Raw genomic sequence first — 14461 nt, 5'->3', positions numbered from 1 at the left:
GAAGAGAAAAGGTAGAACAATCTCAGAATGTCTGCCCAGAAAGCCTGCAAATCCGAGTCAGATTAATTTCAGCCCCATTTGCGCCAGCGTTGCGAGCGACACCCCATATCCTTTTCCCACTGACCCCTGCAACAATGCTGTGGCTAGAGTGCCCGTTTCAACCAGGGACTTAACAAACTTTGCTAGATGAATAATCGACAATGATCATCCGCCATCTAGCCTATTGCACCGCAAGGCAGCTACTTCATCAGGAGAAAAAATAGCAGAAGTGTTGAATCCAGATAGAAAACTTTACATTTTAGCTTACAAGAGTCATACGAGTGTTTCGGGCAGCAGATCGTAGCTCCAATGAACCATTGGAGCACGGCTCAGTTCCAGTTGTAAATACCGAAACTTGTCGAGCAATTCACTGCCATAGAATGCTGGAATTTCGATTAACAATAAGATTAAATACGTGATGAGCACCATATAAATCTGAATACTCACCCCATTCACATTCTTGGTGATGAGACGATCGAGCTTTAAGTGCATCTTGAGAAACTTCCATAACACCTCAATTTGCCAACGATGCCGATAGGTATCACTGATTTCTTCGTCGCTCATCTCATTGACATTAGTTGCCAGACGAAACTCGCTCCGACTCTCCAAATCACAGAACCAAACCACGCGGTAACGGTCGTGGTCAAGTTCAGTCTTCATATTGTTCTTGATTCGCACCACAAACTTTGTTTGAGTGAGACTCATTTGGTCGAGAAATTCCCAGCTTGCGAAGCCTCTATCCATGGATGCCGATGCCGTTTTCGGGAATCATCGTGCTAATCGAATCGGCAAACTTTGCATCATGTCCTTGCCCAAAATGAATCAAGCATTCACTCGAATATCCTTGCTCTAAGTTGATTCCATTCAGTAATTTAACTTGGTGATATCCTTGCAGCCAAAATAGCTTGCTGGTAAGTGTAACGATGGTTGAATCAATCGGAAAAAGTATCTGAGCCGCGGTCGGCTGTTTGCGCTTTACTTGCTCAATCAACTGTGCATAGATTCGACAAAAGTGCCCATCCGTTCGAGTTTTGCAAGCTTTAGAAAAGGTGGATATATCGACCTCAACACCTGTACGATTTAGGCGGTAAAATAAGTCTCTCATGCTGGTTAAGCCCTTGTCCAACACAAAGGTCAACCAGATTTCAAAGAACAAGCGCGAGTTCAAAACGGGATAGTCATGCGGACAAAGCTGCATCAAGATCGATTTGACAAGCTTCGGAAATGAGGCTATCATCAGGCATCATTTTTTGTTTACTAGGGGACAGAATACTGCATTCTGTCCCTTTTTTTCATCGCTTAATCTATCTTTCAACACTTCTGCTTCAGACTCAATTTGTTGAAGTCAGTTTTTGAAGTCAGTTCAGCGTGTTTCTGCGGTGCGTTTAGAGCGTACTGTTTGGGCTTATTTTGCGCTTGTGAAAAGGCGATCGCGCCACAGACGAAGACCGAATTAAAAAAGTTCCCGAAATTCAGAACTTATTCCAAAACTCATTTCAAAAAGCAGGCGACGTTCAATCTTTTCAAAAGTTCCTAAATAAAATCAAAAGCTTTTCTAAATTCGGGAACTTTTATATCCATCCAGAAGTGTTGAATGATAGCAAATATGTTTAAAAAAATAGCCCCTAATCGTGTAAACTAGAGGCTATAAAAAAGAAAATAATGTTAGTATCATGATATCAAACTTTCCTGAGATCGTCAAAAAGCATCTGGGCCACCTCGCCACGGATGACTATCCGGTTCTCAACAGCTTTCTATTTGTTTCTATTTGGCTCTCCTTGGTTCTCGATCAGAGTCAAAGCAGTATGAGGAGCGTCTTCAAGCGTTAAATATTCGTGGCATCAAGGTCAAGATTTCTACTTTTTCTAAAGCCAGCAAGAACCGTGATCCCCAGATACTTTATGATCTTTTTTGGGTATTGAAGCAGGAACTCCACAAAAGGCATAAGATTGATGCTGCAAAGCTGACTTTATTTCCGCTGGATTCAACCATTGTTAGTTTGACGAGCAAGTTGCTCTGGGCGCAGGGTATTCACCAAGTAAAGCTGTTTAGTGGTTTAGATTTAATGACACATGAGCCGGGGGGTGTTTTCATCCACTTTGGTCAAGGTCATGACAGTAAACATGGGAAGGAAACGATCGATGCTGTGCCTGATAATAGTGTCGGGGTCATGGATCGGGGCTTTTTTAGCCTAGCTCGAATTCGCTATTTACTGAATCAAGAGAATCGCTACTTTATCGTCAGAATCAAGAATAATATTAGTCTCAAGATGCTAGAAAATGGCAACTTCTTGATTGGCACGGGTAAGGAGCAAGTTGAAGCACGGGTTGTCGCCTTTTGTGATTTAGAATCACAAACAGAATATCGCTTGTCAACGAATCTACCGATAGGGGGAGAAAATACCATTTCCAATGAGGAAATTAGCGAATTTTATCGTTTGCGTTGGCAGATAGAGTTATTTTGGAAATTTCTGAAGATGCATCTGAAACTAGATCGACTAATTACTAAGAATGTGAACGGGATTGAGATGCAGATTTATGCGTGTTTGGTAGCTTATGTGATTTTGCAATTGGTGACAATTCCGAAAGAATTTGGCAACAAAGTATTAGATAAGCTACGATATTTACAGGCTTTTATGTGTGAAAATATCAGTTATGCCCACTGGCTCCAAAAATTAGTGTTTTGTTGACAAAACCAGCTTGCCACAGGATTAGTGTGTCTATTTTTAGAAAAGAAAATCTTAAGATTCAACACTTTTGATATCCATCTCCTGAGATGCACTCTGGCAGGAGCTTTCTGGCAATACCTCTATGCCCTTGGATATAGGCATCCTCGTCCTGAGTCTTATTCCAAAAACGTTGCTTTAACGCTCAATAAGAGAAGCATTAGAAAACTCTAATAAAGATTGCCTTCGATTGTTCATATCGATAAGCTGAAGACACATGGAGGAAGCACAAAAAACAAGTCTCTTGCAGATGCAAGTGTTTCCAACATAAGTCGATAGTTAGTAATGAGGATCGTGCAATGACTAATAAGCAACTTTCACAACATCAGCCCGCGGGCATCGATCTGTTCCTGGGCATCGAAGGATTGTCGCAAGTGCTAACTGAAGAGAACGAGCTGCTGATCACAGGAGGACGGCGGCGAAATTCGACCCCTCCGCGCCGCAATCCTCGACGAGTTGTGCGCCGTCGGACAACCCGCCGAGTGGTACGTCGCCGTAATATTTTCACGACCTAATGCTTGCAACCAAGCTTTGGTGTTTGATTCGTTTTAGGTTGTAAGGTTTCGCTCGTTTTGATCGAGCAACTGCTGATTAGGGGGTTCAGAATTCACATGACTTAAAATCCCTCTTTTGGCAGAGGCGGCTCTTCAACCTTTGGTTGAGTCAGAGCCATAGCCAGAGTCCTGAGTGGCTCTGGCTAAGTTTTTTAGAGATGCAAACCAGAACAGCAGAAAGCTTGTGTCAGCTTGTGTCAGATTGTTTGATTTAGAGACGCTGATTCGATAAATTCCAAAATGCATACAGAGACACCGTTTAGATTGGATTATCAGAACGTGTTTGATTATTTGGTGAGGCGTAATATCTGCGATCGCCAATTAGAATCTGTCATTTCTATCGAAGCCAAGTCTTCCAAAAACTTTAATTTGCTGGTGCGGCTGACGGGCGATCGCCTGCTGTTGGTGAAACAAGAGCCGCTGGATGCCCAGGGCAATGCCGCTGGAGATTTGCTGATTGAAGGAGAGGTGCAATCGCTGTTTCAAGCGCATTCTGAACTGAGCAGCTTGATTCCTTTAACGGCGGGCATTTTGCTGTTTGATCCAGCCAATCACATCCTGGTGATGAACTATCTTCAGGACTATCTCGATCTGGAAACTTTCTATGCCGAACGGCAGATGTTTCCAACGGCGATCGCCCACCAGTTAGGGCATCTGGCCGCACAATTTCACCGCACTACATTGGACTATTGGCCGATCTATCACCAGCTTCATCCCGACGAGGAGGTGCTTCATCGGGCCGCCCTCCAGCAAACCCAAACGGCGGCGATGGCAGAGGATGACATCGCGACGATTGTTCCTAATTTTGAAGACGGGCTGGAGTGGCTGACTCCAGAAGATTTGGGGCGGATCAGCGAAGATGGGCAGCGGTTTTTTGAGCTGTATTTTCAGGCTGAGGATTTGCGGAGGGCGATCGCCCATTTAAGCGAGATTTACGACCCCTGCTGCCTCACGCACCAAGATTTCAAATTCGGCAATGTGCTATTGCATCGCAACTGGCCGCAGTTGATTCGAGCCGCCTCTAAAGAATTAAAAGAATCAGCAGAATCAGCTAAAAAATCATCCGCGAACAATCAGCCTTGGAATGCTGCCCCGCAACCCCTGCGCCTGATCGACTGGGAAAAGGCGGAATGGGGCGACCCAGCGCTGGATATGGGCTTTCTGATTGCTTGCTATCTGCGGCTATGGCTACAGAGTTTGGTGGTGTCGGGGCTGGATTTGACCGAGGCGCTGCGGCTGGCGGCCGTGCCACTGGAGGCTCTCCAGCCGTCGCTGCGATCGCTCGTGCGGGGCTATGCGGCGGCGTTTCCCGAAATGGGGCGATCGCCAGACTTTTGGCAGCGGGCGATGCAGTTTGCGGGCTATAGCCTGGTTCGCACGCTGCGGGTCAAGGCGCTACATTTCGAGCCGCTGGGCAATGTGGGCATTTGCACGATGCAGGTGGCGAATTCGCTGCTCAATCGGCCCGATGCGTCGATTCGGTCGATTTTTGGCGGGCCGCTTCAGGACTGGCTAGACAGTAAAGCATCTGACCCAGAATTGGGCAACCAGCCAGATAGCCAATCCGACCTTGCGGCGACATCTGGCTCTGGCGAACTAGCAGGTTCCCCCGCGACAGTTCCAAACGCGACCCCGACGCTCAAGCTGCCGCCCGGAGCGGGGCTAGACGATTTGCTGCGACATCTCCACATCAGCGCGGAGGGACGGATTTATCACGATCGCTGTCCGGCGGCGGTGCTAGTAGAAGACGATCGCCCCTTTGACCAGTTGCCGCCAGAGGTGCAGCGCTCCTACCTTCGGCTCCAGCTTCGCAATGTGATCTATGACCTTTACTTTTGTGGACGGCAACTGACCGACCAGCCTGCGGCGACGGATCTGCGAAACTCGGTGCAGGCTGGGGTGGATGTGGAATTTTTTGAGCAGCTTAGCGCGGCAAACACAGGACAGGGCTATTTTGACGCGGGCTGGATTGTCACCCAGATCGACGAAACGACGGCCTTGGTTCAGCGCAATGGGTTGATCTTGCGGCTGGAGCGCGATCGCCATTTATCTCCCTCCCAAAGACATCCGGCAGTGGGCAACGCGGTTGCAGTGTGGATGCCGCCCCATCGCATGGACGCGAGTTTTTATACCGTGTTGGGCGATCGCGGCCCGATTTCGCCCGATGTACCAGCGGTGCAAGTCTATTTCAACCTGTCGCCTGCGGGGGCGATCGCCCTCATGCACGTCCTGATTCCGGCGCTAAATACGGCGGCGCTGCCCTTTGCACTCAGCCTGCTGCACGACCCGGCCGACTATGATCGGCGCGATTCAGCCATCTTGCGAATTTGCCAGGTCGATTGGGCAGCGGCGGCTCCGATGCTGCGGCAGGCTTATCTAGCCGTGCGATCGCACCTCCAGCGGGCCGTGCCTCTGTTTACCAAGGCCCTCGCGCCGGGAGTGGGGCTAGCGGAGGAACCGATTGAGGAAGCCTGCAACGAGGCGATCGAGTTTGGGCTGCACCGCGCTCAGTTGGTTGCCGATGGGCTGCTAGACAGCGCCGACCCAACCACGCGGCTAGCGGCGATCGCCCGTCAGTTTCAGCAGGCAGGGCTGTTGCTTGACCGGCCATATCTGAATCCTGGTGCGGGCGATCGCTACTCGCTTTGAATGGCTCGACGATTGCTGGGTTTAGAAAATAAACGGCAGTACCGGGCGCAGTAGCCGCCGCAGCTTCAAGAGCATCACTGTTTGCCGGATTTCGGGCGGCAGATCGCGGGGTTGTTCCTCAATCGCCGTCTGGCGACTGGCCTGCTGAGTGGCATGTTCGCTTGCAGTGAGCGGTTCCCCCGTGACGGGCGATCGCCCCTCCAGCACAATCTGCGTCCGCAGCACTTCCTCTGGCACGTCCTCCGGCGGCGGCAGCGCGTGCCCCAAACCGGCCCCAACGCCCATTGCGCCTGCGGTGCCGCACACCACGCCCGCGCCAACCCCAGCAATCCAGCGTCTCATTTCACGTTCCTGCTAAGAGAGAGCATTTAGCGCACGAGTGGACGAATCTGGTTGCGATAGTCGGCAGTGTCTAGCCCTCTGCCCTGGGTGAGGGCGGCTTCATCTACCATCTGCCGCAGGCGGGCAGCGCGTTCCCCAGAGTTGGGGTGGGTGCTGAGGAAGGTGGGCACCGAGCCGCCCCGCTGCTGGAGTTTTTCCATAAAGCTGACCAGGCCAATCGGGGCATAGCCAGCGCGGATCATGTTGTTTAGGCCGCGCTCGTCGGCTTCGTATTCGTCGCGGCGGCTGTTGGGCCGGTTGATGGCGAGTTCCACACCCAGGGCGACGGCCGTGTTGCGGTCCAGTCCGGCAGCACGGGCAGCCCCAGCGGCGATCGCCCGATCGCGCAACTGTTCGACCGAGTGGCGCGAGGCAATATGCCCAATCTCATGCCCCAATACGCCCGCTAGCTCAGCCTCGTTGTCCATTGCTTGCAGCAGTGCAGTGGTGACGTAGACATAGCCGCCCATTGTGGCAAAGGCATTAATCTGATTGCTCTCGACCACCTGGAAGGTATAGGGAATCTGGGGGCGATCGCTGTGGGGCACGAGGCCCTGTCCCACGCGGTTAACGTATTCAGAAACCGTCGAATTCCGATAAAGCCGAAACTGCTGCGTCAACAATTGCTGGTTGATCTGCCGACCTAGCTCCAACTCTTGCCGCTCCGACATATTGGAGATTTGAACAATTTGCGCCCCGCGAATCAGCAGTTCCAGCCAGCGCGGCACGGTTTGCGAATGAGACGGCGAAGGGCTAAGCACAATCAGCCCCGTTGCCATCACGCCTGCCATCAACCCATAGAGCCAGCGGCGGCGCAGATTGCCAAATTGGTGAAGGAGAAAGTCAATCATGATGCTTTGCCAGAGTGTGGAATGTTGACGTGCGGAGGAGTTCAGGAGTTAGGCGTATTAGGCGTAACAGATAACAACAAGCTTGCCTGAAGCTTCGGGATTCCTCAAGATCAAAAAATTGAGCCTGGATCAATCCAGATATATTGATTGTTGAGACGTAGATTATGCAAAATTGTTGCGTGAGCAGGCATCTTGCGCGGGCCGGTGTGATGATGCAGGTGAGAGCGATCGCCCCCCAGCCCTTTTTAAGCGTTACTTCCAGAAACTCTCTCTAGCGTTCCACAATCCCTCCAAAAATCACTCTCCCCAACGGTGAAGTTGTGCGGCAGCAGATAACCTCGAAATCTCACAGATAATTTTTCTGCCGCCCGCTTGCTCAGCACTTCTTCGCGGCCACCTGTTAACTCCGTCTCCATCAGGATCTACATTAGCCTTCGCGATCGCCCCTTATCTCCCCAACACCAACACCTTTGGGCGATCGCCCTCATCCAACACCCACACCTCTCGGCGATCGCCCTTTATCTACCCAACACCAACACCTCTGGGCGATCGCCCCCCGACACCTCTTTGAACCTCGAACTGCTGACCCAAGCCTATCACCGCTCAACGTTGGCATCTTACCCGAAAGCTATTGGGAGTGTTCGGGTTGACCGAGTTCTTGAAGAACTGCACCTTCGCAATTGAGGGCGAATCGCCCACCCACCCGTAAGCTGACTGAACCAGAACGCTGAGGGCTAACGGTGAAGTGCAGCGGCGGCAAGTAACCCTTACCTCTCACAGATATCTTTCGTCCGTCCGCTGCCACGCAGTGTTAGCTGGCTGGCAGCCACACTACTTCAAGCTTGACACGGATCACCTGCTGGAGGGTGTAATCCGGTTTGTATCCAAAATCGTCTGGTTGCTCGAATAGAATCTTCCTCTGGATAACAGGTATCATTCAAATCAAGCCGTAAGCAAGTTGCGCGACCAATGGGTGTAGTTCCTCCTATGACAACGCCCTTATCTTGCCAAACAAAATGCTCTGCCCATTTTTGTTTGCGGGGATTGAAAATGGGAACAATCTCTTGAGTCTCTGGATCGATACCAGCCACAAAATTGTAACGCCTCTCGTTGCAACGACGACATGCCAGCGCAAGATTGTCGAGTGCGTCGGAACCCCCCAAAGATTTTGGGATGACATGATCAATAGTAAACCGATTAGCACTCAACCGTTCTGGAGAGTGACAATACTCGCAGATATAGTTAGCACGCTCTCGAATAGCCTGTCTGACTTCATCACTGATCGGCATGTTGAGTAGCAAGCATCGCGTTGATATGCGTAAAAATACGATCTAGCTCTCCAATCGCATCTAATTCAGCAACTTCATCAGGCGTGAGTTGATCAGCCTTTTTCTTTTCTAGAAGGGTTTCCATTCGCAGTTGAAGAGACTCACTAAATTTGAATAAACTCCAGTTGCCGACTTTCTCGAGTTGGATCTCATGAATTAGAGAAGATGGTTTATTGAGAGTTGTAACCATTTAGCCCTCATTGAATTAAAGAATTAAATTTTTGCGAACCAAGCTGTGTCAACTTCTACTGACTCAATCATTGTGATCTTGACACCAAGTCCCAGTTCTTTCAAGCGTTGGACTAGTTGCTCACCATCGATTAAGTCAATCGGGGGTGCGCCATCCCTGGTTGCCTCCTTAATTGCATCTCTGGTAAATGTGCCAGTTGTGATCAATAACCCCTTGTCAGTGCGACCTTGCATGGCTCCCCGAAAATCTCGAATTTGCCCCGCCGTTACTGATCCTTGATAACGCTTACATTGAAAAAGAACATGGAAGCTCAAGAAGCCGTTGATGCGGGCAATGCCGACTCCATCAATGCCACCGTCGCCAGATTTTCCAGTAACTTGAACTTGGATAAAACCCGATTCACGCAGTAGGCGTTGTGCCAAACGCTCAAATGCAGACGGTTCAAGCTCTAGAAGCATTTTATGTAACTGTTGATGCCATGCGAGTTCTTCCAGGGTTTCGATTGATTCAACGGTCTCGGTGGTTGGATCTGAAGGAACAACCTTGCTCTTTTCTGCATCTCGAACAGTTTTGACAATTTCTTTGGGATCTAAGTCATTAAGATTGATAGTGGTTGACAACAACGACCATACTCCCCGTGCCGAATTCTGCAAAAGTCCATATTTCTTCAAATAGGTACGACTCCATGTAAGACGGTACTCAACTTCACTTTGTGAGCTACTTCCATGTGGGATTTCAAGCACTTCATCTGGCAACTTGAGGATTTGCGCCACTTGGTCATAAATCTCCTCAGTTGTACCAGACCCACCCAGAATTTGTAGAGCCTGAATTGTGGGTATACTTACATCTTGCACCAGTACAGATGAACGGCTTTTCGGCGGGTGCAATCAATGAGAGAAAAGGGCGTGAAGTCACAAACAACAAGAACAGTGGAAACCATTCTTGGACACGCCCAAGCGTTAGTCTACACCCTGCTCAGCCTGATGCCGAGTGCCTACCAAAGAGACAGCCTGCAAGCGATGCTGGGGTTGTTCCTAGAAGCTCAAGGGCAACCCTCGCCGCAACACAGTTTGATTAAGTCGGGTAGTGCGTTGAGCCGATTTCTCAACGAGTATGCCTGGCCCACCCGCCAAGTCGTGCGCGTGGTGCGACGGCAGATCGTGCAGCAACTGTTGCAGTCTGCTCCCAAAGGTCGCCGTCCCTGGTTGCAGGTGGTGGTGGATCTGACGACGTTGGAGAAATGCGGCAAGTTCAAAGCGTTTGCATCGCTGATTCGTGTGCTGCAAGGCAAGCGAGGATTGCATCTGGTGGTGCTGTATCTGGTGGTTGGAGAGTGTCGAGTGCCCTGGAGTTTTCGGGTCTGGCGTGGCAAACATCAGCGGACTGCGGTGCAGTTGGCGATTCGCTTAATAGGTAGCTTGCCCCCTGCGTTAACGAGCGCCTTCCGGGTGGTCATTCTGGCAGACACCGCCTTTGGCAGCGTGGCATTCCTCAAAGCGATGCGAAAGCGCCGTTACTCGGTAATTGTCGGGGTGCGGTGTGACCGCAAACTGGCTGATGGTCGCTGTGTGAGCAAACTGGTGAAAAAAGGGCAACAGGTGCGCTTAGAGGGACTGAACTTCCCGGTGACGATTTCTTGGCTTTACCTCAAACGCGACGGCCAGTTGGAGAAACGCTTTGTCCTCTCGACTCGTCCCCTCAAAGGCAGCACCATCACTTGGTGGGGGCGTAGACGATGGAGCATTGAGGGATTTTTCAAAACCATCAAACATCGCTTTGGGTTGCATCGCTTTGCTCAGCAGACGCTCAAGGGCGTATATCGCTGGTTGATGTTGTGTTTCCTCAGCTTTGTGCTGGTTCATTGGGTTCACCGCGCAACTCACGCCAAAGCGACCCCTGATTGGAAAGTCGCTGCAACTGCTGCATTAGACGCCTTGTTCCCGGAAGTCGCAGCTTGTTTAGCGCTGCTTCAAGTTGAGCGAGCGCGATCCCTGCTCGATTCACTCGGTATTGCGGTGCACTTTGTCCACCTCGCTGAGCTAAAAACGTAGGCTAAATGTACTGGTGCAAGATGTAAGTATAAGCATTGCATCAAATGTTGGCACTGAGGAGGCAGATCGCTTCATACAGACAAGTTGACTTACAAAAGGGCTACTTTGTCAAATATAAACCGCTACTTAAGATGTGGAGCCCTGCGATCTCTCAGGCTGTGTATCTTACAAGCCATCTGGATATGCAGCCCTAACCCAAAAACGAAGCCAGCTAACGTCAAAGTTGTGCGGCGACAGATAACCTTGAATACCTACTGATAACTTTTGTACCGTCTGCACCAACGTAGTGTTAGCTGCTTTGCCCAACAGATAACCTCTCAGTACGAAGAGGGTTCAAGGCTGGAAACGAAGATTTTGAAGGGGACGCACTTGGTCAATGGTTTCAAAGTCACGATCGCTATGAATCAGAAGTAAATTATTTTCCAATGCTACTTGAGCGATACAGCAATCGATTGGGCTACGAACGGTAAGTCCTTGGCGACGTAGATCAAAGTAGATGCGGGCTGCTGCCTGCCAAGACTGATGAGTCAGCTCGGCGTAATCCTGTGTTTCAAGATAAGTGGAGAGAAGATTCCATTCCTGCTCATTTAGACTTCCCTGAAGCAACTCAAGCTGAGTAAATCGAGTAATTAGAACTTCTCGATCAGCAATCAGAGCTTCAAGCTGCTGGCGAACCTGACCACTACGATCGCGGAAGACGCTGATCCAAACGGAGGTATCAATCAGCAACATGACGAGTTTCACGCAGAGCTTTGTGATCAAAATCCGTCGCAAACTGAATTTGTCCTGCTAAATCGAGCAGGTTTTTCCTGCGACGCGATCGCACCAGTTCTTGCAGTGCAAGGTTGATGAGTTCTTCCTGAGTCGCAACGTTAGTGAGTTGGAGTGCTTCGTTCACAAGGGTTTCGTCAAGATTGAGGGTAATTTTCATGGGCAACCACCGGCGAAATGAGTTAAGGGAGTTTGACTCTTAGTGTAGCTGAACTTACCGATTGCCCCCCAATACTAGCCCACCGATCGCCTCCTAAGCGTTTTTGTAATGACCGTACTGCTTTGCAGATCCCGCAGGGGTCGCTCCTCGCTACTGCTCTCACCGACTATCTTCTGGGTGCTTCTGCAACCACAGATAATACTCAAACCATTGCCTCAACAGACAACCTCCTAGGTATTCTCATGAATTTATGTTTTATGTCCACTCATTTTCAACAGTGAAGCGCAGGGGGTAGTTTTTCCCTTTACTGCGCTGGTGAGCGATCGCAACTTTCTTCTGGGCTTCCTCAAAGGGCAGTGCAACGACAAAATTTCGCCCCAGTTGATGGGTATAAATCATGCATTGAATTGCCAGATCCTTCGGCAGTTCAAACACCTGCTCCAGCACTTCCACGACAAATTCCATCGTCGTCGTGTCATCGTTGTGTAGATAAACCGGAACCACCGGGGGATGCTCCCAGAACCACTCCGGGATGGCTTGGGCTGCTTCTGCCGACAGATATGGAGAAGTGACCAACCGGAGGTTTTGCAAAGGTTGCACAGGTTTGTTAGCGAAATTGTTGTGTCCGCAACGAGTACAAACCCAGGAGTGCTTTGGTTTGCGGTTTCTCAGCAGTAGGGTGATAAAAGACCGTCGAATCGCAAGGCTTTCGTAAAGGTGGCGTCCGCCGCAACGAGGGCAGGCATCGGGGAAAATTTCTAGGTATTCTGCCAGGGATTGGGGACCGCCTTGAGTCAGAATGCGCTGAGTGCGATTGCGTTGTTGCCGCCAACGCTGTCTTGATTGAGCCAATGGGTCAGGTTCCGAGTGGTCCCACTCAAATTTGATGGCATCTATCACACAAATCAGCAGCAACAGACCAACCAGACTGATAAACCAGATCATGAAACGCTTCTCCTTGACTGGGTAGACCTATCCATTCCCCGGACTGATGGTGGTTTTGCCAAAGGTCATGAAAACGAGGGTGGTGCCCGCCGGACCACAATAGGCACCCTCGGCATGGCAGAGGCAGCAGGCAAGGGCAGTGAGTTCCCAAGCTTCCGGTTCTGAACAGTGCAGTTTGCGCGTGGTCAATCGGTCTACGCCCTGGGCTTCGCCGTAGTCTCGTAGAGCGCGGGCATGGTTCTGGAGAGCGGGCACTACAGAGGGATGCTCCCACCCCCAGAGCCAGGTGCCATCCAGGGTGTTGTAGGTGCCGATGATTTGCACTGGGGCGGTGATGATCTGGCCTCTGGGGTTGGTGAACCGGATGCTGCCCTGCGCCTGGTCTACCTCCCAGTTGCATTGTCCCAGTAGCCAGAGTTGTTCCTGCGCCTGGGTTTTGAAATGTAGTTCTTCCAGGCTGCGAGCCAGCAGGATGGGGTAGGCGGGTGGTTCCGGGTTCATGAGTGGTCTTCCCTGCGTTCGATCCGTCTTAGGAGTTCAGTTTGTTTATCGCGTACCCAGGAAGCCGCTTTGGGCGGTTTGGTGCGGGAGTAAATGTCGAGGAGTCTGTCGTAGCAGTTCAAAGCCTCTTCGTATCGCCCGAGTTGCTCCAAAAGGAGGGCTTGATTGTGCCAGCAGCTCTCATTGTCGGGGTCGATCGCCAGTGCCCGTTCATAGCTGATGACAGCCTCTTCCAGCCGTTGCAGTTTGGTTAGCAGCAATGCCCGGTTATACCAGCAACCCACATCACTGGAATCAATGGCTAAAGAACGGTCAAAACTTTCTAGGGCTGCTTCTGCTTGATTCGGTTGCGTGCTGAGCAACATCGCTCGTTTGTACCAGAGTTGGGCATTGTCCGGATAGTTTCCTAAAGCCCGGTCATAGTTTTCCAATAGCAGCGCAAAGACTTCATGCTCTGGGTAGTTCAACTTGCCTAAGGCATCATTAACCGCCAAATCATGGCAATCGGGGTTCAACTCAAAGGCTTTTTGATAGGCCACAAGCGCTTCTTCATAACGCTCAGCTTGCATCAAAACATCGCCTTTTTGTCTCCAGATCCAGTCTGGAGTTTCGCCATATTGGTTAGGGCTATTATCAGCTTCAGGAAATTCGCTGAGCTGCTGATCATAGGCATCCAGAAGTTCCTGTTCTCGCCCTAAACGAACATAGGCTTTATAGCGATTTTCCTGGGCGGTTGCCTCTAGAAAGACCGCTTGGTTGTAGGTATCAATGGCCTCTACATATCGCTCCAGGCTGAAAAGGATATTGCCCTTGTCTCCGTAATAAGACCCCAATGTCTGATCGTTTTCTGGATCGTCTTCTGCCTCTAAAAGGGCGATCGCCTCGTCATAGCTGGCGATCGCGTCTTCTGGTCGTCCTAGGTGAGCCAAGAGACTCCCCCGGTTTGCCCACAGACTACAGTGGTCCAACAACTCAACATCTGGTAAATCAGCAAACCCTGCAAGTGCCCGTTCGTAGCTATCGATGGCTTCTGCAAACCGTTGGAGGTCATGCAGTGCTGCCGCTCGGCAAGCCCAGGCTTGGCTATGGTCTGGGTTGAGGGTGAGGATGCGATCGCAGGCAGCCAACGCTCCAGCATAGTCTGCGGCTTCCTGCTGCTGTTTGGCTAGCGCGTACCAGGCATCCAGGTGTTCGGGGTCTAGCTCAACCGCCTGCTGAAACAGGGCGATCGCGTCCTGGCGGGTAGACCAATCGTCTAACGCGGCTAACCCGGCCTGATAATAGTCCTCAGCGCTTGAGTACTGTGGCAAAGCGTC

Annotated in this window: 15 protein-coding genes and 1 pseudogene; 5 read left to right on the top strand and 11 right to left on the bottom strand. The window is 50.7% G+C overall.

Going from position 1 to position 14461, the window contains the following annotated elements; all coding sequences use genetic code 11:
* Positions 1-312: 312 nt before the first annotated feature.
* Positions 313-1276: pseudogene (locus O77CONTIG1_RS21085) on the bottom strand (transposase).
* 531 nt (positions 1277-1807) lie between these two features.
* Here O77CONTIG1_RS21085 and O77CONTIG1_RS21080 point away from each other — a divergent pair.
* The 3 genes from O77CONTIG1_RS21080 (at position 1808) to O77CONTIG1_RS21075 (ending at position 5967) form a co-directional block, all read left to right on the top strand.
* Positions 1808-2728: an IS4 family transposase gene (locus O77CONTIG1_RS21080; RefSeq protein ID WP_286132444.1), complete on the top strand. Its 921-nt coding sequence runs from the start codon at positions 1808-1810 to the stop codon at positions 2726-2728.
* A gap of 335 nt (positions 2729-3063) precedes the next feature.
* Positions 3064-3279, top strand: coding sequence for a hypothetical protein (locus tag O77CONTIG1_RS24965; RefSeq protein ID WP_156435551.1), 216 nt, complete (start codon positions 3064-3066; stop codon positions 3277-3279).
* 318 nt (positions 3280-3597) lie between these two features.
* Complete coding sequence (locus O77CONTIG1_RS21075) at positions 3598-5967, top strand: T3SS effector HopA1 family protein (RefSeq protein WP_172799736.1); 2370 nt, start codon at positions 3598-3600, stop codon at positions 5965-5967.
* Between the two features lie 21 nt (positions 5968-5988).
* Here O77CONTIG1_RS21075 and O77CONTIG1_RS21070 read toward each other — a convergent pair whose 3' ends face one another.
* Positions 5989-6309: a hypothetical protein gene (locus tag O77CONTIG1_RS21070; protein WP_225894632.1), complete on the bottom strand. Its 321-nt coding sequence runs from the start codon at positions 6307-6309 to the stop codon at positions 5989-5991.
* A 26-nt stretch (positions 6310-6335) separates the two neighbouring features.
* Positions 6336-7199: a M48 family metallopeptidase gene (locus tag O77CONTIG1_RS21065; protein ID WP_068514823.1), complete on the bottom strand. Its 864-nt coding sequence runs from the start codon at positions 7197-7199 to the stop codon at positions 6336-6338.
* Between the two features lie 372 nt (positions 7200-7571).
* On the opposite strand from O77CONTIG1_RS21065, the gene O77CONTIG1_RS24960 reads away from it, so the two are divergent.
* Positions 7572-7883 (top strand): hypothetical protein, encoded by a 312-nt coding sequence (locus O77CONTIG1_RS24960; RefSeq protein ID WP_156435547.1) that lies wholly within the window; start codon positions 7572-7574, stop codon positions 7881-7883.
* 152 nt (positions 7884-8035) lie between these two features.
* Here the strand turns inward: O77CONTIG1_RS24960 and O77CONTIG1_RS23910 are convergent, their stop codons facing one another.
* Genes O77CONTIG1_RS23910 through O77CONTIG1_RS21055 form a run of 3 tightly spaced genes read right to left on the bottom strand, consistent with a single transcriptional unit; the run spans position 8036 to position 9571 of the window.
* Positions 8036-8488: an HNH endonuclease gene (locus tag O77CONTIG1_RS23910; RefSeq protein WP_084782888.1), complete on the bottom strand. Its 453-nt coding sequence runs from the start codon at positions 8486-8488 to the stop codon at positions 8036-8038.
* The gene (locus tag O77CONTIG1_RS21060) at positions 8475-8717 is read right to left on the bottom strand and encodes a hypothetical protein (RefSeq protein WP_068514821.1); all 243 of its coding nucleotides are present in this window, start codon (positions 8715-8717) and stop codon (positions 8475-8477) included. The genes O77CONTIG1_RS23910 and O77CONTIG1_RS21060 overlap by 14 nt, the downstream gene beginning before the upstream one ends.
* A gap of 23 nt (positions 8718-8740) precedes the next feature.
* Complete coding sequence (locus O77CONTIG1_RS21055; protein ID WP_225894631.1) at positions 8741-9571, bottom strand: restriction endonuclease; 831 nt, start codon at positions 9569-9571, stop codon at positions 8741-8743.
* A 75-nt stretch (positions 9572-9646) separates the two neighbouring features.
* On the opposite strand from O77CONTIG1_RS21055, the gene O77CONTIG1_RS21050 reads away from it, so the two are divergent.
* The gene (locus tag O77CONTIG1_RS21050) at positions 9647-10768 is read left to right on the top strand and encodes a transposase (protein WP_084782520.1); all 1122 of its coding nucleotides are present in this window, start codon (positions 9647-9649) and stop codon (positions 10766-10768) included.
* A 333-nt stretch (positions 10769-11101) separates the two neighbouring features.
* On the opposite strand, the gene O77CONTIG1_RS21045 is transcribed toward O77CONTIG1_RS21050, so the two are convergent.
* From O77CONTIG1_RS21045 to O77CONTIG1_RS21025, 5 genes are all read right to left on the bottom strand, one after another.
* Positions 11102-11500: a PIN domain nuclease gene (locus O77CONTIG1_RS21045; RefSeq protein WP_068514818.1), complete on the bottom strand. Its 399-nt coding sequence runs from the start codon at positions 11498-11500 to the stop codon at positions 11102-11104.
* Positions 11487-11699: a type II toxin-antitoxin system VapB family antitoxin gene (locus tag O77CONTIG1_RS21040; RefSeq protein ID WP_068514815.1), complete on the bottom strand. Its 213-nt coding sequence runs from the start codon at positions 11697-11699 to the stop codon at positions 11487-11489. The genes O77CONTIG1_RS21045 and O77CONTIG1_RS21040 overlap by 14 nt, the downstream gene beginning before the upstream one ends.
* Before the next feature lie 255 nt (positions 11700-11954).
* Positions 11955-12644: an ATP-dependent Clp protease adaptor ClpS gene (locus O77CONTIG1_RS21035; protein ID WP_068514813.1), complete on the bottom strand. Its 690-nt coding sequence runs from the start codon at positions 12642-12644 to the stop codon at positions 11955-11957.
* A 27-nt stretch (positions 12645-12671) separates the two neighbouring features.
* Complete coding sequence (locus O77CONTIG1_RS21030; RefSeq protein WP_068514810.1) at positions 12672-13145, bottom strand: DUF6882 domain-containing protein; 474 nt, start codon at positions 13143-13145, stop codon at positions 12672-12674.
* Positions 13142-14455, bottom strand: coding sequence for a tetratricopeptide repeat protein (locus tag O77CONTIG1_RS21025; RefSeq protein ID WP_197673263.1), 1314 nt, complete (start codon positions 14453-14455; stop codon positions 13142-13144). The genes O77CONTIG1_RS21030 and O77CONTIG1_RS21025 overlap by 4 nt, the downstream gene beginning before the upstream one ends.
* Positions 14456-14461 lie beyond the last annotated feature (6 nt).

It is taken from the genome of Leptolyngbya sp. O-77, assembly GCF_001548395.1.
In the GTDB taxonomy this organism is placed as follows: domain Bacteria; phylum Cyanobacteriota; class Cyanobacteriia; order Elainellales; family Elainellaceae; genus Thermoleptolyngbya.
The sequence above is the reverse complement of the archived record's forward strand: the minus strand, read 5'-3'. Positions and strand labels throughout refer to the sequence as shown.